The sequence below is a fragment of the Streptococcus sp. SK140 genome (assembly GCF_000259525.1).
Lineage (GTDB): Bacteria > Bacillota > Bacilli > Lactobacillales > Streptococcaceae > Streptococcus.
Window position 1 is genome coordinate 15,887 of the sequence record NZ_AJML01000014.1, and the last position, 20,392, is coordinate 36,278.

Annotated in this window: 27 protein-coding genes; 1 reads left to right on the forward strand and 26 read right to left on the reverse strand. The window is 38.2% G+C overall.

Going from position 1 to position 20,392, the window contains the following annotated elements; all coding sequences use genetic code 11:
* From HMPREF1116_RS04085 to HMPREF1116_RS04095, 3 genes are all read right to left on the reverse strand, one after another.
* Entirely contained in the window at positions 1 to 1,212 is a 1,212-nt protein-coding gene (locus HMPREF1116_RS04085) for a phosphopentomutase (RefSeq protein ID WP_000032829.1), read from the reverse strand.
* Between the two features lie 12 nt (positions 1,213 to 1,224).
* Positions 1,225 to 1,908: a ribose-5-phosphate isomerase RpiA gene (gene rpiA / locus HMPREF1116_RS04090; RefSeq protein WP_000429255.1), complete on the reverse strand. Its 684-nt coding sequence runs from the start codon at positions 1,906 to 1,908 to the stop codon at positions 1,225 to 1,227.
* Positions 1,909 to 2,013: 105 nt separating this feature from the next.
* Complete coding sequence (locus HMPREF1116_RS04095; RefSeq protein WP_000411186.1) at positions 2,014 to 2,943, reverse strand: peptidase U32 family protein; 930 nt, start codon at positions 2,941 to 2,943, stop codon at positions 2,014 to 2,016.
* Positions 2,944 to 3,081: 138 nt separating this feature from the next.
* Here HMPREF1116_RS04095 and HMPREF1116_RS04100 point away from each other — a divergent pair, with 138 nt between their 5' ends.
* Positions 3,082 to 3,357 (forward strand): DUF3270 family protein, encoded by a 276-nt coding sequence (locus HMPREF1116_RS04100; protein WP_001145235.1) that lies wholly within the window; start codon positions 3,082 to 3,084, stop codon positions 3,355 to 3,357.
* Between the two features lie 108 nt (positions 3,358 to 3,465).
* Here HMPREF1116_RS04100 and HMPREF1116_RS04105 read toward each other — a convergent pair whose 3' ends face one another.
* The 23 genes from HMPREF1116_RS04105 to HMPREF1116_RS04210 form a co-directional block, all read right to left on the reverse strand.
* Positions 3,466 to 4,800 carry a sensor histidine kinase gene (locus HMPREF1116_RS04105; RefSeq protein WP_000482112.1) on the reverse strand — a complete coding sequence of 445 codons (1,335 nt, stop codon included), beginning with the start codon at positions 4,798 to 4,800 and terminating at the stop codon, positions 3,466 to 3,468.
* A complete protein-coding gene (locus HMPREF1116_RS04110; protein WP_000590623.1) occupies positions 4,793 to 5,464 on the reverse strand; it encodes a response regulator transcription factor in 672 nt (223 codons plus the stop codon). The genes HMPREF1116_RS04105 and HMPREF1116_RS04110 overlap by 8 nt, the downstream gene beginning before the upstream one ends.
* 115 nt (positions 5,465 to 5,579) lie before the next feature.
* A complete protein-coding gene (locus HMPREF1116_RS04115; RefSeq protein ID WP_001149149.1) occupies positions 5,580 to 8,126 on the reverse strand; it encodes a M1 family metallopeptidase in 2,547 nt (848 codons plus the stop codon).
* Between the two features lie 122 nt (positions 8,127 to 8,248).
* Positions 8,249 to 8,689 (reverse strand): ASCH domain-containing protein, encoded by a 441-nt coding sequence (locus HMPREF1116_RS04120; protein WP_000188811.1) that lies wholly within the window; start codon positions 8,687 to 8,689, stop codon positions 8,249 to 8,251.
* Positions 8,686 to 9,534, reverse strand: coding sequence for a putative PEP-binding protein (locus tag HMPREF1116_RS04125; protein ID WP_001180930.1), 849 nt, complete (start codon positions 9,532 to 9,534; stop codon positions 8,686 to 8,688). The genes HMPREF1116_RS04120 and HMPREF1116_RS04125 overlap by 4 nt, the downstream gene beginning before the upstream one ends.
* Positions 9,535 to 9,575: 41 nt before the next feature.
* Positions 9,576 to 10,307 carry a GNAT family N-acetyltransferase gene (locus tag HMPREF1116_RS04130; RefSeq protein ID WP_000418701.1) on the reverse strand — a complete coding sequence of 244 codons (732 nt, stop codon included), beginning with the start codon at positions 10,305 to 10,307 and terminating at the stop codon, positions 9,576 to 9,578.
* Positions 10,294 to 10,794: an NUDIX hydrolase gene (locus HMPREF1116_RS04135; protein WP_000403620.1), complete on the reverse strand. Its 501-nt coding sequence runs from the start codon at positions 10,792 to 10,794 to the stop codon at positions 10,294 to 10,296. Before HMPREF1116_RS04135 ends, HMPREF1116_RS04130 begins: the two co-directional genes overlap by 14 nt.
* Before the next feature lie 39 nt (positions 10,795 to 10,833).
* Positions 10,834 to 11,439 (reverse strand): DUF6707 family protein, encoded by a 606-nt coding sequence (locus HMPREF1116_RS04140; RefSeq protein ID WP_000864987.1) that lies wholly within the window; start codon positions 11,437 to 11,439, stop codon positions 10,834 to 10,836.
* A 59-nt stretch (positions 11,440 to 11,498) separates the two neighbouring features.
* Complete coding sequence (locus HMPREF1116_RS04145; protein ID WP_231161320.1) at positions 11,499 to 12,050, reverse strand: hypothetical protein; 552 nt, start codon at positions 12,048 to 12,050, stop codon at positions 11,499 to 11,501.
* Between the two features lie 23 nt (positions 12,051 to 12,073).
* Complete coding sequence (locus tag HMPREF1116_RS04150) at positions 12,074 to 12,661, reverse strand: SMI1/KNR4 family protein (protein WP_000447967.1); 588 nt, start codon at positions 12,659 to 12,661, stop codon at positions 12,074 to 12,076.
* 54 nt (positions 12,662 to 12,715) lie between these two features.
* Positions 12,716 to 13,075, reverse strand: a complete 360-nt coding sequence (locus tag HMPREF1116_RS04155; RefSeq protein ID WP_000800850.1) for a hypothetical protein — start codon at positions 13,073 to 13,075, stop codon at positions 12,716 to 12,718.
* 119 nt (positions 13,076 to 13,194) lie between these two features.
* A complete protein-coding gene (locus HMPREF1116_RS0102015; protein WP_001199625.1) occupies positions 13,195 to 13,680 on the reverse strand; it encodes a pentapeptide repeat-containing protein in 486 nt (161 codons plus the stop codon).
* Positions 13,681 to 13,942: 262 nt separating this feature from the next.
* The gene (locus HMPREF1116_RS04160) at positions 13,943 to 14,305 is read right to left on the reverse strand and encodes a hypothetical protein (protein ID WP_231161321.1); all 363 of its coding nucleotides are present in this window, start codon (positions 14,303 to 14,305) and stop codon (positions 13,943 to 13,945) included.
* Positions 14,306 to 14,426: 121 nt separating this feature from the next.
* Complete coding sequence (locus tag HMPREF1116_RS04165; RefSeq protein ID WP_025171241.1) at positions 14,427 to 14,978, reverse strand: DUF4304 domain-containing protein; 552 nt, start codon at positions 14,976 to 14,978, stop codon at positions 14,427 to 14,429.
* A 230-nt stretch (positions 14,979 to 15,208) separates the two neighbouring features.
* Positions 15,209 to 15,493 (reverse strand): hypothetical protein, encoded by a 285-nt coding sequence (locus HMPREF1116_RS04170; protein WP_000333246.1) that lies wholly within the window; start codon positions 15,491 to 15,493, stop codon positions 15,209 to 15,211.
* Positions 15,494 to 15,591: 98 nt separating this feature from the next.
* A complete protein-coding gene (locus HMPREF1116_RS04175) occupies positions 15,592 to 16,032 on the reverse strand; it encodes a hypothetical protein (RefSeq protein ID WP_001292491.1) in 441 nt (146 codons plus the stop codon).
* A gap of 115 nt (positions 16,033 to 16,147) precedes the next feature.
* Positions 16,148 to 16,621: a hypothetical protein gene (locus tag HMPREF1116_RS04180; RefSeq protein WP_001103905.1), complete on the reverse strand. Its 474-nt coding sequence runs from the start codon at positions 16,619 to 16,621 to the stop codon at positions 16,148 to 16,150.
* 48 nt (positions 16,622 to 16,669) lie between these two features.
* Positions 16,670 to 17,188 (reverse strand): Imm26 family immunity protein, encoded by a 519-nt coding sequence (locus HMPREF1116_RS04185; RefSeq protein WP_000247515.1) that lies wholly within the window; start codon positions 17,186 to 17,188, stop codon positions 16,670 to 16,672.
* Positions 17,189 to 17,288: 100 nt separating this feature from the next.
* Complete coding sequence (locus HMPREF1116_RS04190; RefSeq protein ID WP_000776426.1) at positions 17,289 to 18,011, reverse strand: hypothetical protein; 723 nt, start codon at positions 18,009 to 18,011, stop codon at positions 17,289 to 17,291.
* Between the two features lie 165 nt (positions 18,012 to 18,176).
* Entirely contained in the window at positions 18,177 to 18,566 is a 390-nt protein-coding gene (locus HMPREF1116_RS04195) for an Imm50 family immunity protein (RefSeq protein WP_000870785.1), read from the reverse strand.
* A 98-nt stretch (positions 18,567 to 18,664) separates the two neighbouring features.
* The gene (locus tag HMPREF1116_RS04200) at positions 18,665 to 19,291 is read right to left on the reverse strand and encodes a hypothetical protein (RefSeq protein WP_000386785.1); all 627 of its coding nucleotides are present in this window, start codon (positions 19,289 to 19,291) and stop codon (positions 18,665 to 18,667) included.
* 364 nt (positions 19,292 to 19,655) lie between these two features.
* A complete protein-coding gene (locus HMPREF1116_RS12305; RefSeq protein WP_007554681.1) occupies positions 19,656 to 19,808 on the reverse strand; it encodes a hypothetical protein in 153 nt (50 codons plus the stop codon).
* A gap of 30 nt (positions 19,809 to 19,838) precedes the next feature.
* Positions 19,839 to 20,375, reverse strand: coding sequence for an immunity protein (locus HMPREF1116_RS04210; protein ID WP_231161322.1), 537 nt, complete (start codon positions 20,373 to 20,375; stop codon positions 19,839 to 19,841).
* Positions 20,376 to 20,392: the final 17 nt, after the last annotated feature.

A 20,392-nucleotide genomic window follows, 5' to 3' on the forward strand; every position in this document is an offset into this window, starting at 1 on the left:
TTAAACCAATTTATCTAAGAAGCTTTCACCAATCATAGCCTTATCTACGCCAAAGTTATCAGCGATTGTCGCAGAAATATCAGCAAAATGACCGATTGGTAGGTGTCCATTTCCTTTTAATGATGGGCTGTAGACCAAAAGTGGAATGTATTCACGAGTATGGTCTGTACCAGCATAAGTAGGATCATTACCATGGTCAGCAGTAATCATGAGTAGATCATCTTCAAGCATAGCTGCGATGATTTCTGGCAAGCGTTCGTCAAACTCGTGCAAGCAATCGCGGTAGCCGTGGGCATTGCGACGGTGACCATAGAGAGCATCAAAGTCGACCAAGTTAGTGAATGAGAATCCTTTTTCAAACTCAGTAAGGCCCATTGTTGTCAAAAGCGTATCAATTCCATGGCTATTTGACTTATTGTGGCCCATATCATGGTTCACCCCAGCACCATTAAAGATATCGCTAATCTTACCTACTGAGTAAGTATCAATACCTGCTTCGTTGAGTTTGTCCAAAACTGTTGGAGCAAATGGTGATACAGCCAAGTCACGACGATTTGCAGTACGTGTGAAGTTTCCAGGCTCACCAACATAAGGACGTGCAATGATACGACCTAGAAGAGCTGGACGTTCCAATGTAATCGAACGAGCGTACTCACAAATACGATAGAGTTCATCCAAAGGAATAATGTCTTCATGGGCAGCTATTTGAAGAACCGGGTCAGCTGATGTATAGATAATCAACTCACCTGTTTCCATTTGGCGTGGTCCAAAATCATCGATAACAGCAGTTCCTGAGTAAGGTTTGTTTGCTTCACGGATTACTTTACGACCTGAAAATTCTTCAATCTTTGTAAGGATTTCTTCTGGGAATCCATTCCAGAAAGTATCGAAAGGTTCAGTGATATTGAGGCCCATGATTTCCCAGTGACCTGTCATGGTATCTTTACCTAATGACACTTCCTCAAGTTTAGTGTAGTAACCACTAGGATTTGCTTCTGCGGGAACAGTTTTTAGTGCTGTCTCACGCTCGATATTCCCAAGACCAATCTTAGCCATGTTAGGGACATTCAAACCAACTGATTTTGAAATATGGCCAAGTGTATCAGATGCTCCATCTGGAACCCCTGCATTGACAAAGTTATTAGCATCTGGTGCTGCACCGATTCCTACAGAATCAAGTACCACCAAGTGAATACGTTTAAATTTTGACATTGTTTGCCTCCTTTATTTCCCTTTTGTTGAAGTTAAAATCTGAACGCCAGCTTGCCCTGCAACAATGACTTTATCAACCATTTGATTAAATAAACCGTGCTCAACAATACCGACCTGAAGATCCAGTTGATGACCAAAAGCAATCGGATCTTCAATAACACCTAAATCAAGATCAATGATGAAATTTTTCATATCCGTCACAAAGCGTTGCCCATCTTTTTCACGAAAACTTGGCTTGTAACCAGCTTTTTCAAAACGACGGAAAACCTGTTCTGCTCCGTATTGGACAACTTCGACAGGTAGTTTGAAAGCGCCCAGTTTCTCAACCATTTTGCTCTCATCTACCACCCAGATATACTGTTTGGTTGGTGTCGCAACTACTTTTTCCATTAGAAGCGCACCACCGCCTCCTTTGATACCATTAAACTGGCGATCTACCTCATCAGCTCCATCAACAGTCACGTCCACCTCATCCACCTCGTCAATCGACTTAAGTGGGATATTCAATCCTTGTGCCTGTTTTGTCGTTACACTCGAGGTCGTTACTGCTGTAATTTGAAGTCCTTCTTCTTTAATTCTACGTCCGATCTCCTCTACGAAATAATAGGCAGTCGAGCCTGTTCCAAGTCCTACAACCATTCCGTCGGTTACGAACTCAGCAGCCTTGATGCCTGCTATTTTTTTCAGATTTTCCACTTAAACACCTCCAAACAAAAAGCTACTTTTATTATAACATGAATACGCTTTAAATTCATCCTTGCACTAGAAAAACCCGAACATTTTATTTCGGGTTTCTGATTCTTATTTAACCATGTCAGGATCGTAGTCATAAAATCCTGTGTCAAGGAAACGATTTTTGGGATGTAGTTTACGGACTTGCTCATCCAACAAGAAGGCTTGGTCATGCGTAAAGCTTCCCTCTTGAATCAAACTACGGGCTTGGATGAAGAGTTTTGCAATCTCAACAAAATCTTGCCCTGGAGTATAAAGTCCTTCTAGCTTCCAATGAGTGAAACCATGTTCTACCAACTCTGGCAATTTAGTCATCAAATCAAGGTCGTTATTGGCAAAAATGTGAGTTCCATGATTGTCTTCAAAAATAGAGTAATGGCTATCTGGATCACTAGGCTCTGCTAAGAAGAGGTCACGTTGACGTGTTTTTTCATCATCAATCTGAGTAAAATTATAGTAATTCTGCAGGAGTGGACGCTTAGAGTGGTGGATAACACTTGCTCCATAGACCAAAATTTCAGCAGGAATTTCCAAAATTTCAGGCATTTTAAAGAGCTCTGCAGATGGAATTTCGCGAGCCAATACTGCCTCAGAAGCGCCAGCCTTTTGTCCCCAGAAATTAATCTGACGGCTGCTAGTTACCATCGTTGAGGCATCATAGATAGTTTTAAAAGAATAACCATCACGATTGACAACATAAAAGACACCCGCATCCCCAACAGTAATGTAGTCTGTTTTAATTTCTTCCAAGAAATCAAGAAAGGGTTTGATACGATCCATCATATCCTGATGCATAAGGGCATTGACCGCTACGATCAATTCCTTACCTGCATCATGAACCAGACCAGCGATGGTTCTCAGTTCATCATAAGAAAAAGTCTTTGGTAGGCGAAGCCCAAAATCTTTCTCACCGACATAGATGCGGTCAACTCCCGCCTCTAGTAATTCTTTTACTTGTTCAATGCTTTCAGCAGTTGCTGTAATAATAATCTTTTCCATAAGAAAAATTATACCACATTTCTGAAAAATCAGCTATTCCCTAAAATGATAAATTTACTTATTATTTTTGTAACCTTACTGTAATAATTTTTTTCTTGAAAAATGGTAAAATGAAAGAGTACTGTTAAGGAGAGAATCATGCCCGTAAGAAAATATCAATCGTATGAGTTTGAAGAAGAGGAAACTCAAACAACGCTATACCAAGACTATGTTCCAGAAACCACTTCCGTTGCTAGTTTGAAGGAAGTTCTTTTCTTTGTAAACATTGCTTGTTTTTGCGTCTTTTTAGCCTTATTTAGCTTCATCTTTTTAGCCCTCAAGTTTAATACAGTTCTGGCTTTTAGCCTAGCAATTGCCTTGAGTTTAGCGGCATCAAACTTTCAACGTTCAATGATTAAGAAGAAATTATATTAGATTCAAAAGGTCGGGATTTTTGTCCCGACCTATTTTTTCTACGATAACTAAAGAGCTGCGACTAGAAAAGCGATACTTGGTCTACCGCTTTCTAATTCACAGCTTTTTTTATTTATTTTTACGCTTGGATGGTGTTTGGATGGCGATTTTTACTTCAAAAATCGTACCATGTGGTTTGTTATCCTTAACACTGATGGTTCCTTTTAAGGCATCGACAATCTGTTTTGCTAAAGACAAACCTAACCCAAAGCCGCCTTTTTGGCGAGTACGAGCTTTGTCAACTCGATAAAAGCGATCAAAAATTTTCTTTTTATCTGCTGCAGAAATACCAATTCCATCATCAGCTACTGACAAATAGAGATTACGCTCCGTCGTAGCAATGACAAAATGAATATCTCCTTCTTCTTCAGTGTACTTGACAGCATTGTCAAACAAGATAGTCATCAGTTGCTTAAGAAGAAGCTTATCTGTTATGATGGTCCGATGAATACGATTTTCAAAATGAAAAGCACGGTTATTTTCAGACGCAATCATTTCATAGTTGGTAAAAGTTGTGTTAAAGAAATCCGGCTCTACCTCTCCTAACTCCGGTTTAATACCGTCATCACGACGAGCTAAATTAAGTAGATTAGTCGTTAAAAATCGCATGTTCCGAACTTCTTCTAGACTGGAGGCAATACTCTCACTTGACTCCATAATGGTTGCCTCAGGTTTTCTGAAAAGAGTTTCTAGACGATTTTGAAGAACAGCCAACGGAGTTCGTAACTCATGACTGGCATTTTCCACAAAGCTCTGTTGCTTTTGCATGCTCTCAAGTAAAGGTTTGACACTGACACGCGCAAGATAAAGGCTGGCAAGGATGGATAAAATCCAGAAGCTAGCCATGACTACCACGATTAATTGCTCGTGATTTTGACTGATTTGCTCTATCTGACTGGTATTCATCAAAACCGCTGCATACTTGATATTGGTCGAGACAGAATCGATATTTATTTCAGATAAAATCACTCGGTAAATCTCATCCTGCCCATAGCTATTCTGAACATGAAGCTGTCTAATGTGATTCAAATCCTTTTTATTAAATGTAACCCTATCAAGACCTAAAAAGCGATTTCCAGCTACTAGTTGATTTAAATTAGAGTCCAATAAAATCACTTCTGTATTGGAACTGACCGTTGGTTTTTTATCCGTTGATGGAGTCACGGATTGACTATTGAAATCTTTGACTTCATCTGTTGCTCGATTAACAGCCAACTGGATGACATCTTGAGGATTGCCACTGAGAGACAGAAGCTTCTCATCAACCGATGTGTAGAGACTGGAGTGCATAACCTGCAAGATAATCAAGGTCATAGCAGAGAAAATCAGAGTAAATACTCCAAAGTTACGGATAAAGTAGCTAAAATCTTCTGCATACCAATTCTTTTTAAATTTATTAAACATGTTTTAAAATATACCCAACACTACGCAAGGTTTGGAGGTTTTCAGCAAAGACTGATCCCTTTAATTTCTTACGAACTTTTGATACGTAAACCTCTACGACAGAGATAGTGGTGTCACTATCAAATCCCCACAAACGGTCAAAAATCTGGGTTTTGGGTAAGATTACATTTTGATTTTGGAGGAAATAAACCAAGAGATCAAATTCTTTACCCAATAATTCAACAGCAGTCTCATTGACTTTAACCTCATTAGTAGAGAGATTGACAGTCAAATCACCATAGGAAAGGGTATTTTCATTGAATTTGCCAGAACGTTTGAGCAGGGCCTGGATACGCATCTTGAGTTCTTCTAGATAAAATGGTTTTGTTAGATAATCATCTGCCCCAAGCTCAAATCCGTGTCCCTTATCATCGAGACTTTCCTTGGCTGTCATGATCAGAACAGGAGTCGAAATACCTTTTTCGCGCAATTCTTTTAAAACTTGGAACCCATTTTTTTCAGGCAACATCAAGTCCAATAGAATCAAATCATAAACACCACTTTCAGCCTCATAAAGACCTTCTTCTCCATCAAAAACCTGCATGACATCTGCAAAATCATCCAAGAAATCAAAGACTGAATTTGACAGGCCTAGGTCATCTTCCACTAATAGAATTTTGATCATCAAAAATTCCTCCTTATTATACCTATTATAGCAAAAATATCTTAAAAAAAACTCAACTTCCCTTGTTTTTCCAAGAGAAAGTTGAGTTTTTGTCATCTATTTAGACTAGAATCTTTTAAGCTTTGCTATATTGAGCTACAACTGCTTCAACTGCTGCTTTTTCACGCTTAATCAATTCAACGCGAGCTGCGATATCCTTAATTCCCATGCGGATATTACGGCTAAGGGCAAGGTCAGAAAGTTGTGGTTCATAGAATGCCTTGTATTCTGCCAAGCGTTGCTCTGTTTTAAAGATGTGTGATGGGAAGATGACAAAACTGTCAAAACTCATATCACCACCAAGAGCTGCCTTAATCCAATCCCAGTTTTCACGTGCCCACACCCATACAATTTCTTGAGTTGCTTGGTGTCCGAGGAATTGGAGATACCATGCTGAAAGGTCCTGTGGTTTCACGACAAATTTGTCCTTCCAAGTTGCAAGCAGTGTTTGGATGTTCTCTGCATCTGTCGCATAAGCAAGGGCTGCTGCCAATTGGCGTTTAAAGGCGGCATCTGTCGCATGAGTATAGAGATCGAGATAAGTTGCGACCAATTCCTTAGTCTCATGGTGTTTCATTTCATTGATGAGAACTTGTGAACGAATAGCTGCTGGAAGTCCTGAAAGATTATCCTTGTGGGCTGCGAAAATTTGGCTAGCAACTTGACTAGCTTCTTCATCATTTGAACGAATCATCATAGAAATGGTTAATTGACGAACCAATTCATCCTCATCAGATTCACCTTCTTTAGCTTCAAAGCCAAGACGGTCATAGTTGTAACGAGCCAGTTTAGCAATAAGGGCTTTAAAGGCTTTTTCTGCCTCTGTTCCTTCATCAATGAAGCGTTCAAGGGCTGTAATAACTTGAGAAACGGCAGCAACAACTAGGTAAGATTCTTCTTGTGCCAATTGATCCACTACTGGAAGCAAGTCTGCGTATGAAATGTGACCAGCTTCAGCTAGCAAACGACGTTCTTGAACGATTTGAAGTTTGCTTGTGTTATCAAGTTCTACTAATTCTGAAAGAACAGCATCCAATAAGTCGCCTTGATAGTCTGTAATGTAATGTGCTGTATTTTCTGTGTTAAGACGAAGGGCTCCTTTGTTTTCAGCAAGAAGTGCTGCATAGCCAGGAATTTCGATGCTTTCTGTTTCGAGAGTATCTGGTAGTCCTTTCCAGTTGCTGTTAAGTGGCACTACCCAGAGACGGTTCTTGTCTTCGTGTTCACCGATGAAGAATTGTTTTTGTGAAATCTTCAAAACATCATTTTCAACTGTGGCAGTAAGGACTGGATAACCAGGTTGTTCCAACCAAGAATCCATGAAAGCTGCTACATCACGACCAGATGCTTGTCCAAGTGCATTCCAAAGGTCACGACCAATGGTATTTCCGTATTGGTGTTTTTCAAAGTAAGCATGCAAACCTTTAGCAAAATCAGCATCTCCTAACCAACGGCGAAGCATGTGCATGAGACGGCTACCCTTAGCATAAACAATAGCAGGGTCAAAGAGAGTATTGATTTCGTCTGGATGAGTCACTTCTACGTGAACTGACTGAACACCATCTGTCGCATCACGTTTAAGAGCTGAAGGAACACCACTTGTTTGGAAGTCTTCAAAGATATTCCAGCTTGGTTCGATGGCGTCCACACAGACATATTCCATCATGTTAGCGAAGCTTTCATTGAGCCAAAGGTCATCCCACCACTTCATAGTCACAAGGTTACCAAACCATTGGTGAGCAAGCTCATGGGCAATGACAAGAGCAACTTGTTGACGACTGGCAAAGGTTGAGTTTTCGTCCACAACCAAGTAAACTTCACGGTAAGTGACAAGACCCCAGTTTTCCATAGCACCTGATGAGAAGTCAGGAAGGGCGATATGAAGAGATTGAGGAATTGGATATTTGACACCATAGTAGTCTTCGTAAAATTCGATTGAACGAACAGCGATGTCTAGTGAGAATTCAAGGTTAGAAAGTGGATGTGCTTTGGTTGAGTAAACACCTACCAAAGTACCATTTTTAGTTGTAGCAGTTACCCCTTGCAAGTCTCCAGCCGCGAAAGCTAGCAAGTAAGAAGACATACGTGGAGTTGTCTCAAATTTCCAGATACCAGTTTCCTTGCGGTTTTCAACGTCAATCTCTGGCATGTTAGACAAGGCCAATTCACCTTCTGCTTGGTCAAATCGAAGAGCTAGATCAAAGGTTGCTTTGGCTTCTGGTTCGTCCACACATGGGAAGGCTTCACGAGCAAAGTGACTTTCAAACTGAGTTGACAAAACTTCCTTCTTAACACCATCAACTGTATAGTATGATGGGTAGATTCCTGTCATGTTGTCTGTGATTTTACTTGAAAATGCTAGAACCAATTCAACTGAACCAGCTTCTTCAAGTTCGATATGAAGAGCTTCGTTTTCATTATCAACTGTAAATGGACGAGCTTGGCCTGCTACTTCAACAGAAGCAATTTCTAGGTCTTTTTGGTGAAGGGAAATACGGTCACTTTTAGCTTGACCAGAAATGGTTACTTTTCCTGAAAACGTCTTGGTCTCACGACTCAAGTCTAAAAACAAATCGTAATGTTCAGGAACAAATTTTTCGATATAATGTTCTACTGCTTGCATCATTTTCTCCTATTCTAAATTTCTGAGCAAATGCTCTAGTTCAAACATACCTATTTTATCATATTTTAAGTCAGAAAAAAGCTTTGGACGATGATTTCCAAAACTTTCTTCCTTCTAGTAGTCTACAGAGGGTAGACCTTGCGAAATTCTTCCAAAACAACCTTGCTTTCAGGTGTAAAAGTCAAACCTGCTTCTCCTAGGCAGTCTCTGAAAAAGTCCTCATGAACCTGACGCCAGTAGGCCAGAGATTTGTCTCCTTCGCCTTCCTTGTAGGCATGGTCGGCTGAAACCTGATGGAAAGGCTGAACGGAAACCTTTGTAATTTCGACGATGCAAACAGCTTGATCCTTACTGTCTAAAATAACATCAAAGGTCCCTTCTTGGGGAAGAGGTTCGTCCTCTACTGCGTAAAGATCGTAAGCTGAAGCTGTTGCTGTTTTTTCTCCTTTAAAGACCAGATCCGCTAAAAGGTCTGGATCCACTCCAAAGGCCCAGGCGTCTATCTCATCTCCGATAGAGGGGTTGATTTGCTTGTAGGCATTCCACATTTCTTGAGGTGTCATAGGTTGCTCCTTTGTATTTTTTTACTTTCTTCTTTTACACGTTTGAGATGGTCTGGATGGTCAATCTCTAAATTAAAAATCTCTGGAATAGAACTGTAGTGGATCATGCATTTGATATCCATCTGATTCATTCTTTGCATGAAAGAAGCATTCAGATATCCTGCCACGGCGAAATCTATCTTTTTCGTCCTTGCTTTATCCTGTATCTGTCTCAGCATTTCTAACATAATGGGACTTTCCATATCATGCCATTGACTGTTCCTCACAGTCGCAAAAACAAAAGAAGTCAAATCATTCATTCCCACTACAATCTTTGAAATACCAGTTTCCAGTATCCTGTCCAAGTCAAAATAAGCTGACGGTAATTCAATCATTGTGCCAACTTTTCCAGCAAAACCATACTGATGTAACACTCTAATAGCTTGTTTTAATTGGTCGGCATCATTGACAAAAGGAAAAATAACGGACAAATTGGGATTGGTTTGATAAACTTCTGTAACGACATATGCCTCAGCCTGAAATTCATCCAAACACGCCAGTAAACGCCTAGTCCCTCTATATCCAAATAAGGGGTGGCGTTCATCAAAATACTCTTTAGTCCCGTCTAGACAATTTGCTTCTGCATTTGTTAACTCTGAAAAGCGATACCAGACTTCTTCATCTGGGTACAAATGGCAAATAGTGTCTAGATAATCTTTTACAAATTGCTGACAACTTTTTAGCAGTATATTTTGACTAATCTCCCTCACCAAATATTCGCCACGAATCATGCCGACGTGGTGCAATAGTTGTGGGTAAACTTTTTCAACAATTCTTTCGCCACTAAGAGCTAGTTGATTTTGCATAGCCATTCACCTCGTCTTAAAAGATACATTATCACATATCATTATATGACACTTTCCTCTAGTTCAAAAGCTTCATAAGGTTCAGCTAACTTATATCCTAAAAATTCTGCTACTTTTTTAGAAGCCTCGTTATGAGCATCCCAAAGTGGAAACATATCTCTATTATTTAAACTCTCTAGAATCATTGTAGCACCAAGCTTTTTTGCAAATCCATTTCCTTGTTCGTTTGGTCTAGTTGCAACTTCCACTTCAACTGCTCCACGGTAAACTAACCCTGACGAAATCCCAGCAATCACTTCATTATCTTTAAGAATAACAAAGCCAAATCCACCTTTTAAAGCAAAATCTTGGTAGGACTCAAATTCCCCCTGTAAATCTTGTGACCATTCTTCCTCAGAAAGGCAGTTATAAATACGATTATCAATAGGCACAATATTGTAACCTTCCTCTATATGAGTAACTAGATCATTTAGAAATTCAACTTTAAAATTTGCCTTATCCTTAAAAGAATAGCGAGTAAAAGAAATTAACCCACCTTGCTGATGCAGAAAATCTTGCCACTTAGTGTCTTCTGAAATAATAATCTTATAATCTAAACCATATTGCCTAACAAAATCTTCCCAAAATCTGGAATCCAACTCCCCTGCTAGGTATAGAAAATTCCCAATATCATAAAAGCTCGTTGTCCTATCACTGTTTCGATAAACAGTCCCGATTTGAGATTTAAGACCATAGAGAACCATATATTTCTTCCATGTTTTAAATAGTTCCATTATTCCTCAATTTTACCTTCCAATTCTTATAGCTTGTCATGTCCAATTCTGGAAATCCTCGTAACTCTGCCTTCGCCTTCAATACTAAGGGTGAGGCATTTTCTTGGGTCATTTGCTCAATAGGGACCCAAACTACATTTGCTGAATCATTGCTTCCATCAAGAACCTCTTGAGGAAGGGATTGTTGAGTGCCTTCGAAATCGAGTACGATATCATAAAAGGCCATGATATGGTGAACTGCGAAGTCTTCACCATTTTCTTGAACCATCACATCGTAAATTCTAGGATTTGAATAACTGCTAAGAGAATACCCTGTCTCTTCAAGAACTTCTCTCTTGAGAGTTTCTGTCAGCCCCTCCACTACTTCCTGACTACCACCAGGTAAATCAAAACGATGTTGATAAGGTCCTCTCGTTTTCTCAATGCAAAGCAATTTCCCATTCTCATAGCAAATGCCATAGACACCAAAGTGATTTTTGATTTCCATATTCCACTCTTTCTAAAAGTCAAAGATTTCTAGCTCACCTTATCCCTTAAAAGGAAAGAGGCTATAGATTTCATGTTCCTTGATATACTTCTTCAGTATCTCCATATTCTCTTCAATTTTTGCCTGAATATCTGTCTCTTCACACGTTGACTCAGCAATAAAGAGGTGAATCTTCAATAAATCTGTCAAGTATAGCAGACGACGTTCCATTTCTGATTCAGGACTTGAAGCTTGCTTAATTTTTGCAAGCTTTTGCTCCAAGCTATCACCATTCAAAAATCTCTGATGAACTCTCCTTCTTATGTTTTGAGTGGATTCCTCCCCTTGTTCTAACGGAGACAAAAGGAGTTTTTTATAGGCAGATAGCTTATTTTCTGTTTCTCTTTCCATATAGGCCAATAAAACCAGAGAACTATCAACAAAGGTCCAAGTGTTATAATCCCCTTCAAATGGGACTTGTATGACATTCTCCAATAATTTCTTAGCCATTTCCTCTTGACTATCCAGATAAAGTAAATAGGCCAGATGATTCAGCGACTCGAGATAGCTAGCTTGGGGTTTTTTATTCTTTTTGGGAACCTGGTTTAAATACGATACTAACTCAGCATCATTTTCAACCTCTTCGATTAGTTCTTTCACTTTCATTTCTTTTCTCCTATCCAGTTCACTTTTTGTTATTTAGAAAGGCTTTTCTCAGATAAATTTTATCGAAATAGATATTCTTTCGCTGTCGCTTGGACATCCGGGGAAAGGTAGCGCTCTATCAAGTCACCTGTCCCTGTAGTATATTCCTCCAGAGGGACATCTTCTCTTTGGTTCCAAAAATTTGAAAAAGCAAAATAGAATTCAAAAAACTCCGTCAAACTTGCGCTGAGTTTATTGAAGTTAGGATCTCCTGGACTGCCCGCGTAAACTGGAGAACTTTCATCTTTCATATCACAGAAAAGAATATCGTCTGTATCTGTAGTAGCGAATATCTGGTATTGTCCTTCACTAAACTGAAGAATATCTTGTAAGGCCCAACATTCGACTGTCCTTGCAGGAGAATCTAATGCCAACAAAATGATATTAAAATTTTGATTAGCAAAAAATAAATCCTCATTGAACACTACATGTTGATAATAATCAAGTAATTCTCCTGTAAAATCTGAGGACTGGATCCTTAATTTTTCGTTTGAAAAACTCACCGATTGGGGAATAAACGTTGTTTCCTCATAGAGTTTAATGATCTTTTTTAATACAGTAACTACTGTCATTTTTCTCTCCTCAGTCATTCGTCTTACGTCTCCTTTAAGAATTCCAGCCATATCTTCACATCTGGATTTATCTCATGTGCTACCTCAGCATGCTTTCTATAATCCATATCCAAGTAGCCTTGTTCATTCCGGAAAATGATACCTTGCTCATAACACGTTTTAAGGGTTGCAAGCATAGATTTCAATGACAGGTATTCGACCTGATCCCCCTCTTCAAATACATAAAAACCAAGTATTTTCCCCTGAGCTTCTGGAGCCAGGATCATGGCATAAAAATCTCCTCCTCCGCTAGCAAAAATTGGGAACCAAGACTTCTCCCAATCATCCGTTTCTTTTAGTTCCAAGTAGGTCTGGATACTTTCTTCCAGAGACATCAAATAGAAACCAGGAAAAAATGCCAGCTCACCGAGTGTGATTCCGTCACTATCTTTTGATCCGTTTCTCCAAGCATAAAGGGCATGCAAATCCTGGTTCGGCTGTAATGGAATTTCCTCAAATAATTCTTGAATTTTTTGAGAAGATAATCCCGGATTTAGATGATCTAAACAAGAATGATCTAGCTGTTGGAGACTTTTTTCAATCTCATTTAATAATTGGGTGATCGTTTCCATTTATTCTCCTTACCTTGTAGTTCAGTACCTTCGTCCCTAAAAAAGAGCTTGCGATTATTCAATCCCATCCTCTTTGTTATACTCTATCATGCATTTTACCGCATATTCTACCCATTCCCAAAAATCGTTAAACTCATTCCGTTGCTCCCATCCTTCGGCAGCAAAGTCATGAATAAGTTGGACCTTATTTCCCTTTCCTATTTCAAAACAAGCTGTATCATCACAATCTCCTCTTTTAGCAAATGGAATCAACTTTCTGCTTGGGTACCTTTCCTGCAATCCCTTGTACAGAGATAGAGCCCATTCTGAATCCAACAGATACCAAATCTCAAAATCAACTAAATTGAGTTCGATCAATTTTTTAAACGATTCAGGATACTGAAATAGCCTTTCATCAAGTAAATAGTTTTTCATTTCTTATTTCCTTTTTGGTACAAGACCGACATAGAATGCCAGCTCAAGATTATTTTCAACCTCTTCGATTAGTTCTTGCATCTCTTTCAACTGTTTAGGCTGACTCTTAAGAACCAGCATTACATCACTGAAATTGTTTTGGACAACTTCGACTTTTGTTTAAGAGATAAGGGAGAAGCCCCAAAAAACTCACAACCGTAAAAAGGCGCAATATTCACTAATCTTTTTAACAGCGTTGTCTTAAAAAGAACTTTATCAAAAGTACAATGAATAAACTTGCACTGTTCAACCGTAGAGTTGCCATAAAAGATAGCTCCCGTAAAGTCGCAGTTTCGAAATACAAGTCCTGAAAGAAGGGCATTCTGAAACTTGACATGACGAAAACTACAATTGACTATTTCTTGGCTTACTCCTAGACCTCCACCATCAATCGTGGCATAGTCAAAACAAGAAGAGGATAGGAGAGATCGAATACAACCTGATAATGCTGCATGAGCAAAGTTACAGTTTTCAATAATGGAATCACTAAAAACTAAGCGATTCCTAAAGTCGAACGCCCGCTTCGTTGTTTGCTGACAGATTTCAAAAGATTTTTTGTATTGCAATAAGAAAAATCTACTCCATCTAAGTCCTGAAAACTCAACCCAACATCAAAATAAAAGCATCTAAGGTCTATTTTTTCATCTAAGGTTAAGCCAAACTTGTCCTTAGAAAAGAGAATATTTTCTCACGCTTATTCTTCCAGTTATCTCTATTTTCATAGTGTAAGCTATTCAGAGCAAGATAATCCTCCCTGGTCCATCTCACATATAAGTCATCAAAAAAACAAATTCATACCATTCCTCCAATTTAAGGGAAAAATGACGACTAGTCAGAGAAGGTTAAATATGAGACTAAAATATCCTTTACTAATTTTAGAAAGGCAACTTTATTTTTTGGCTCTTTTGAAGCAAAACCAAATTCATATTCAAAGAAATACTCAACTACGTTATTTCCAGCCTGTAATATATCCTCAATGACCTCTAGCACTTGGTGCTGTTTTTCTTCTTCTAAACTCAAGAAATACTCTTTCACAAATGCATCAAATACTGTAACAACATCTTTCTCTTTGCTCATGTCAAAATGATACAGAAACTCAACCTCTTCACTTGATACTACATTACTTTCTATGGACATCATTAAATTCCACAATACTGAATATTGTCTATGAAAATTGTCTCTACTTGTCAACTTTTCCCCCAATTCTAGCGACACATCCTTTATTGAACAGGATTAGACTAGCATTCTGGCTATTACTTTAATGAGAAAGCCTCTCCTCTGACCATCATCCCTTCCTAATCTCAATGTACTACTAACAATTTTTTAAAACATCTCCCAAACGAATATAGGTTTTAAAAAAGTTTCTTGGAATAGTAGCCATTTTTGAGGTAATAGATAATCCATAATTGGCAAAATCCAAAGCTATCTTTTTAGAATCGATGGCATCATAATACTCAACATACAATCTGCATAAGTTCACTTTGGTGATAGAGAATTGTTTTAACAACCAATCCTTCTCAAGATCCTTCTCGGGATCTATGCTCGAAAATACGGTAGGATACGACGCATACTGAGCAGTAAAATCAATGGCCTCTTGGACAGCCTTTTCCAATTCAGCTTGATCCATGCCATTTCTATGTTCGATAGAACCTAATCGCGTCCGTAAAGCACAATCCACTTCTTCTAACAGTCCTGACTCCAGAAAGAGAGGATGAAGGCCAACATTTACGAAATAGGCACTACCATCTGATTTTCGTTGAAAATAGACGACAGTGTAAAAATCATGATCGATTTTATAATAGTTATTGGTTCGCTTTAGTCGCGAAAAGCCATTTTTTAGGAAGAGTTCTTTGGCCTCTTTCATTTCTTTACCTCTGTTTCTAGCAGGATGTGGAGAGTTCCTCATTGCATTTTCCTAGGAATCTAAATGGATATAGGTTATCCTTGCAATACCTGGCAATTGCATAGACTATTGACAACTACCATCCATTCTACACAACTAGTCTAAGATCATTCCTAGAATCATCTTATTTTGCTCAGAATTGAACTTCTCTCACATTTTTGGGATTATATTTGGCTATTTTCAACTGACGATTATGTATCATTCTGACCGCTAGCGACAGCCTGAGCCCAAATTCGTTCAAATTCCTCTTGACTAATCTTGATGGAGTCTGATAGATCCAACTCATCTTTTCGACCATCATAGAGTAGAAACCCTACTTCTGGAACATAATCCTGTAGGCAAGAAGAAGCATAAGAGTGCCCATTCAAAACGTTAATTTGTCGAGTTGCACGCTGACCAGTAAACTCTGTATAAATACCTCCTAGGCCTGACATAAACTCACTATTGCCATAATAATAATATTCTTTTTCACACATTAGAATCTTCCTTTACCATCTATCTCTCCAAGAATGGCGTTCTTTCCTCTTTGCCTCTTTCATTGACTAATTCTATGTTCATTTTCAATTTATAGAATCTACGGGCTCTTAGTCTTATTTTCCAAGACTCTCACTTCTACTTTATCCTCCGCTAAATGGAGATCCAGTACTTTTTCCTGATCGCGAAAGAAAAGCGTCAGGTCTCTGGTAGAAAATTCAGTAAAATAAGAGGGCAAAAAGTCATCCAGGGACTCCATTTGAAACAAGACGTAAACTGGCGAAAACTCCCAAAAAACTAGGATAAACTGACTACTATTGCCAACTAGACTTTGAATTGACTTACTTAGACCTTTAGTCGCAAGGTCAACAGGAACCTCATAAAGGCAAGGAAGCGGAGAGTCTATAGGATTCAACTCCCCACAATACCAATCAATTTCTTTAGGTTTATCGGTCAGAAAATGGACATCCTTTATTCCCTTCAACTGATTGATTCGTTTTTCTACTTTTAATAAAGATAATCTCTTTTTTAACTCACTCATTGTTCGTACTCTCTCGTTAGCTAAAGGGTGCTTGCTTCATGAAAAACATTTGATAGGTCAGAATAAATCTCTAACAAAGCCTCATACTTTTGTATTTACTTTTAATCATGTTATCTTAAATAGCAAACAGGATCCCTTCAAAATACCCTATCGGCCAATGTCCCATATAATACAAGTTAACAATATTTTCCCAATAAGACCCTAACGACAAGGACTTTTCTACTAAATATTGTCTAAAAGCAAAGGCCATTCCCATTTTAGCAACATTTGAAAAATCATGCGCTCCGGATACAAACAGGCTTTTGTCCATCTCTCTTGCCTTTTGTAATATAATTTGACTAACCCTTTTCCTATAATCTACAAGTTCTTCTGGAACCTTAAGATCCCCATAAAATGGATCTATATCACTCAGCGACGACGGAAGCCAATTCATTATTTTATATAGATTCTCAAAAGCTTCTTCCGTAGGATTTATAAAAGCTTCATTGACGTTTTTTATAAAGATAACATGATCTATTTGTTCAGTTTCTCCCATTTTAAAAAAGAAATCACTTTTTATAAGACGTTCAATCTCATCATCCCAATTCATCCAGTCTACCTCAATTCTGTCATTTAAAAAAATTATCTGATTTCATAACTAAATGTTGATTCCTCTTGCTTTTAAACTTTCAATAATTCTTTTTTCTAAATGAGAAGAAAGCCAAACTGTCCATTCTTCATAATCCTTGCTCTCCTCAAAAGAAATAAACTTTTCTTGACCATTCTGCCATAATCTTGGCTTTTCATGCGGTAAGGCAGGAAGAACTAACTGTATTTGAGAAAAATGAGAATCTATTTCGCAGTCATACTTCTCTTGTTGTCCGACTTTCGGCCAACGTTTTTTATATATTCCCAGACCATTTATGGCAATTGGCGGAAATAACCTTCCTGATTGGATGATGTCCTCTATTTCAGGAGACAATCCATCGATTAAAGTAAAAACCTCTATGAGTATACCGCCACCACCTAGATCTTTGATGATTCTACAATAGGCGAATTTTTTATTTTCCCCAGAGAAATCAGATTTTTTAAATCTCTCTAAATCAGATCTATCCGATAAAAACAATGGAATTGCGAAAATTTCTCCTTCACGAACATTTGCTAATTTATTCACCATAGTTTTTGACCCTTAATCTTTTGTATTCTATTTTGTTATATGGCCATTTCCTACTATCTTACTTACTTGCTTTTATGGACAATGGCTAGTTTTTTTGAGTTCATTCAGCTATTGTTTCCAGCTCTAGCTTGCTCACAACCTCATTCTCTTTATCCAACAGATATAGGAAGTTATCTTTCGCTTCCAGTCTACCAAGTTTGCCCCCATAGTCCATCTCGTGAGCAGGGCAGGATTGAATCAACTGACGGATGCTCATATCCTTGTGTTCTATCTTCCAAAACAAATCCACCTTATCAAGCTGATGCTCCACTTGAATGGAATAGCTCGTGGATTGGATCTTCTTCCTTTTCCACTCCCAGCTATTTTCATAATCGTTTTTCTCTATTTCATTGATTACATCCTCTATCAAGGAGCATGGAATAGAGAGCTCCTGAAACACGCGCCTCGCCCCTTTTACCAAGACCTCTAAGAGCATCTTTTTCTGATCCAATGGACTCAAACTTTCATAGCTAGAAAAATCAAATAAGACCTGAACAGTATAGACACCAAGTAGATTCATGATAGCTGGATTGCTAATCGTATCTACACATTCTACGTTGATTTTCCAACAATCCTTGGTCACAACCGGTTTAAAGAGGCGCTCTATCATAGAGGTCATACATTTGGATTCATATACGAACGCTCTTCGCTGACCTTTCCAATTCTGTCGATAGTCTTCAACTCTAGCTTCCTCGTAAGTTAGCGCAGCTGAATCCATCAGCTCCTCAATCCTCTGTTGATTTTCTACATAGGGCTTATCTAATTCAAAATACTGTAACTTCATATTCGTGGTCTCGTAGTTTTTTTCTTGTAGAAAGGTTTAGCCTTAGGTCAAGGTCTAATGTTTGTGCTCTTCCTTCACCCTTTTCCCATAGTCGTGATGTCCCTCCTAGCAATGGAGGATTGTTTATTCATCCTGAATCTCCTCAAATAAGCTGGGAATACATCTTTAAGTATCAATCTTCACAGGACCAATCTCAGCAATTCTAACTAGGTCAGAAGATCCTGATAACATCACATCATTTTGGTTTATAAAATTGAATTCAACCTTATTCTCTAAAAAGAGCAGCTCCAGTTGTCCCTTCACCTTATGAATCCCCTTAGAATAAAAATGAATTTCATCTAAATTAAAAAACTCTAAATTAATTTTTATGGCATTGAATGAACTTTTCTGCCACTTTTCAGGGAAGTTAGTTGGTAAATCATATAAATAAAGGACAAGATCTAATTTGTAATCGTAACATAATACAGTATCAAGAAATACATTATTCAAGTCCAAATCACCATCAAACAAATGAATAATCTTTTCCTTCCCCACTACTTTTTCAAACCATTTCACAGTATGAACCCCTTTTTAAAAAATGAATAAAAGACTTATTTTTAAAAGTTAATGTTTCGCTCTTTAAGGAAGTGACAGCTTCTCTCTTTAAGGAGATTTTAGAATAGGCTAACTCTTCTGCCGTCCTTTCCTTTTGTAACGTCATTGATTAAGTCCTTGACGATAGATATATCGAACTGACGGGAAAAGTCTATAATTTTCTGGCGATTCTGTTCTGGATATAGATAAGAAGCAGCTAAAATAAATAAAAATGGATTTGTGACTTGACCAATATGCTCAAGGTATTTAGGCTGAGTCACATAAGACATAATTTTGTTAAAATCGTCATCTTTCAGCACTATCTTTCTCTGATATATCGCTGCACAAGCACCTGCAGCTTGAGATGAGTTATTCGATTCCAAAGACTCATAAACAAAAGACAAGTTCTCTGTTTCTAAATTTTCTAGATAAGCAATCGCCACTGCTAAAGAGCGGTAGGTTACAGGTGTTGGGATGTTTCTCAGCAGCAATGACTTGAGATAGGGAATTTCTTCTGTGCATTCCGTTGCGGCCATGGCGTAGAGCAAGTACATTTGTGATTCCCACGATTTAGGTTTTTCCATCTCGCCTTCCAAGGCCTGATGCAAAAATGGTCCATATCCTTTTAGTTTACTCTTTAAAATTTTTTTCGCAGCTTTTTTTACCAAGGGCGTACGTCCTGAAGTTAACTCATCTACATAGTCCATCTCAAATTCTTTTACTTCATCTGCTTACCAGTTCTTCTTCCAAGATTCTGTTATAAACTATACTTCCGACACAGGCTTCCCAGTCTAGGTCCTCAACTTCTTCCCTAGAAAAAATCTTAGGTTCCCGCCTACCATCTAGCCAGACCTTCCCAAAGTGAAGACCATTTGGGTCTCCCCACTTAAAGGCTAAATTTTTAAAAGGGCTTAGATCAAAATCCACTTGGTGACCAATTATCTGCCAAGACCATACTGGACTTCGATCAAACAAGGTGTAGGAGTCTACAATGATGGACTTACCTATAAATTGAGCACTACTTAGCTTTTCAACTGTTATAGTAGGACTTGCTTGAAAGAAATCGAAAAATTAAATGACATGACCAACCTTCACTTTTCCAAGAATTTGACCAAATACAAACATTTCCTCCGAAAATTGATAGCAAAAAATATCACCAGTTTTAATAAATCGAAGTTTTGTTCTTGGCTTTTCATTCCACTCACGAATCTTTATCTGGGTCATTTTTTCTCCATTATTTATATAATTCCATTCCTACTGCTCTTTATTTAAGATATGAAAGAGATCATCTCTTAGAACAATTCCATCTTCTTCTATCAAATAGGCCATGTGCTCCCAGAAGGGCAATTCTTGTTCAAGAGGCTTTTCCAAGGTAAGTACTTGATCCTTCAAGTTTACTGCAATTTCTTCTACTTCAACTTGCTCAATTTCATAAAACTTTGCTTTCAAAAGAAAGACCGCTGACAGAAAGAGCGAATAAGAGGAAACAAAAGTATGCAAGGAAGTATTGACATAAATCCTCTCTTCTTGAAAAACTTCCCTTCCTTCTTGATTGCAAAGTAAGAAGACTTGCTCCTCTTCTCCTATTACAAAAGCACCTAAAAAACACTGACCAAAAAGCCTATAGCTCTCCTGATTTTTCCTTAGTTCGACTAGTTCGTCACCTGCTTTAACAAAAGAAAATCCCATTTTAGAATAATTCTCTAAATATGCCAAAAGGTTAAAACGAATTTCGTCAAGAGTAAGTGATTTCTCCTCTGTAGGCACCACACAAAAACCTTGCTCCTTCACTAATTCATCGATATTGA

What these genes read in the sequence shown, in the direction of transcription:
- HMPREF1116_RS04085 (WP_000032829.1), bottom strand. Translation starts at nt 1,212, where the DNA reads ATGTCAAAATTTAAACGTATTCACTTGGTGGTACTTGATTCTGTAGGA.
- HMPREF1116_RS04095 (WP_000411186.1), bottom strand. Translation starts at nt 2,943, where the DNA reads ATGGAAAAGATTATTATTACAGCAACTGCTGAAAGCATTGAACAAGTA.
- HMPREF1116_RS04100 (WP_001145235.1), top strand. Translation starts at nt 3,082, where the DNA reads ATGCCCGTAAGAAAATATCAATCGTATGAGTTTGAAGAAGAGGAAACT.
- HMPREF1116_RS04105 (WP_000482112.1), bottom strand. Translation starts at nt 4,800, where the DNA reads ATGTTTAATAAATTTAAAAAGAATTGGTATGCAGAAGATTTTAGCTAC.
- HMPREF1116_RS04110 (WP_000590623.1), bottom strand. Translation starts at nt 5,464, where the DNA reads ATGATCAAAATTCTATTAGTGGAAGATGACCTAGGCCTGTCAAATTCA.
- HMPREF1116_RS04115 (WP_001149149.1), bottom strand. Translation starts at nt 8,126, where the DNA reads ATGCAAGCAGTAGAACATTATATCGAAAAATTTGTTCCTGAACATTAC.
- HMPREF1116_RS04120 (WP_000188811.1), bottom strand. Translation starts at nt 8,689, where the DNA reads ATGACACCTCAAGAAATGTGGAATGCCTACAAGCAAATCAACCCCTCT.
- HMPREF1116_RS04125 (WP_001180930.1), bottom strand. Translation starts at nt 9,534, where the DNA reads ATGCAAAATCAACTAGCTCTTAGTGGCGAAAGAATTGTTGAAAAAGTT.
- HMPREF1116_RS04130 (WP_000418701.1), bottom strand. Translation starts at nt 10,307, where the DNA reads ATGGAACTATTTAAAACATGGAAGAAATATATGGTTCTCTATGGTCTT.
- HMPREF1116_RS04135 (WP_000403620.1), bottom strand. Translation starts at nt 10,794, where the DNA reads ATGGAAATCAAAAATCACTTTGGTGTCTATGGCATTTGCTATGAGAAT.
- HMPREF1116_RS04140 (WP_000864987.1), bottom strand. Translation starts at nt 11,439, where the DNA reads ATGAAAGTGAAAGAACTAATCGAAGAGGTTGAAAATGATGCTGAGTTA.
- HMPREF1116_RS04145 (WP_231161320.1), bottom strand. Translation starts at nt 12,050, where the DNA reads ATGACAGTAGTTACTGTATTAAAAAAGATCATTAAACTCTATGAGGAA.
- HMPREF1116_RS04150 (WP_000447967.1), bottom strand. Translation starts at nt 12,661, where the DNA reads ATGGAAACGATCACCCAATTATTAAATGAGATTGAAAAAAGTCTCCAA.
- HMPREF1116_RS04155 (WP_000800850.1), bottom strand. Translation starts at nt 13,075, where the DNA reads ATGAAAAACTATTTACTTGATGAAAGGCTATTTCAGTATCCTGAATCG.
- HMPREF1116_RS04165 (WP_025171241.1), bottom strand. Translation starts at nt 14,978, where the DNA reads ATGAAAGAGGCCAAAGAACTCTTCCTAAAAAATGGCTTTTCGCGACTA.
- HMPREF1116_RS04170 (WP_000333246.1), bottom strand. Translation starts at nt 15,493, where the DNA reads ATGTGTGAAAAAGAATATTATTATTATGGCAATAGTGAGTTTATGTCA.
- HMPREF1116_RS04175 (WP_001292491.1), bottom strand. Translation starts at nt 16,032, where the DNA reads ATGAGTGAGTTAAAAAAGAGATTATCTTTATTAAAAGTAGAAAAACGA.
- HMPREF1116_RS04180 (WP_001103905.1), bottom strand. Translation starts at nt 16,621, where the DNA reads ATGAATTGGGATGATGAGATTGAACGTCTTATAAAAAGTGATTTCTTT.
- HMPREF1116_RS04185 (WP_000247515.1), bottom strand. Translation starts at nt 17,188, where the DNA reads ATGGTGAATAAATTAGCAAATGTTCGTGAAGGAGAAATTTTCGCAATT.
- HMPREF1116_RS04190 (WP_000776426.1), bottom strand. Translation starts at nt 18,011, where the DNA reads ATGAAGTTACAGTATTTTGAATTAGATAAGCCCTATGTAGAAAATCAA.
- HMPREF1116_RS04200 (WP_000386785.1), bottom strand. Translation starts at nt 19,291, where the DNA reads ATGGACTATGTAGATGAGTTAACTTCAGGACGTACGCCCTTGGTAAAA.
- HMPREF1116_RS12305 (WP_007554681.1), bottom strand. Translation starts at nt 19,808, where the DNA reads ATGACCCAGATAAAGATTCGTGAGTGGAATGAAAAGCCAAGAACAAAA.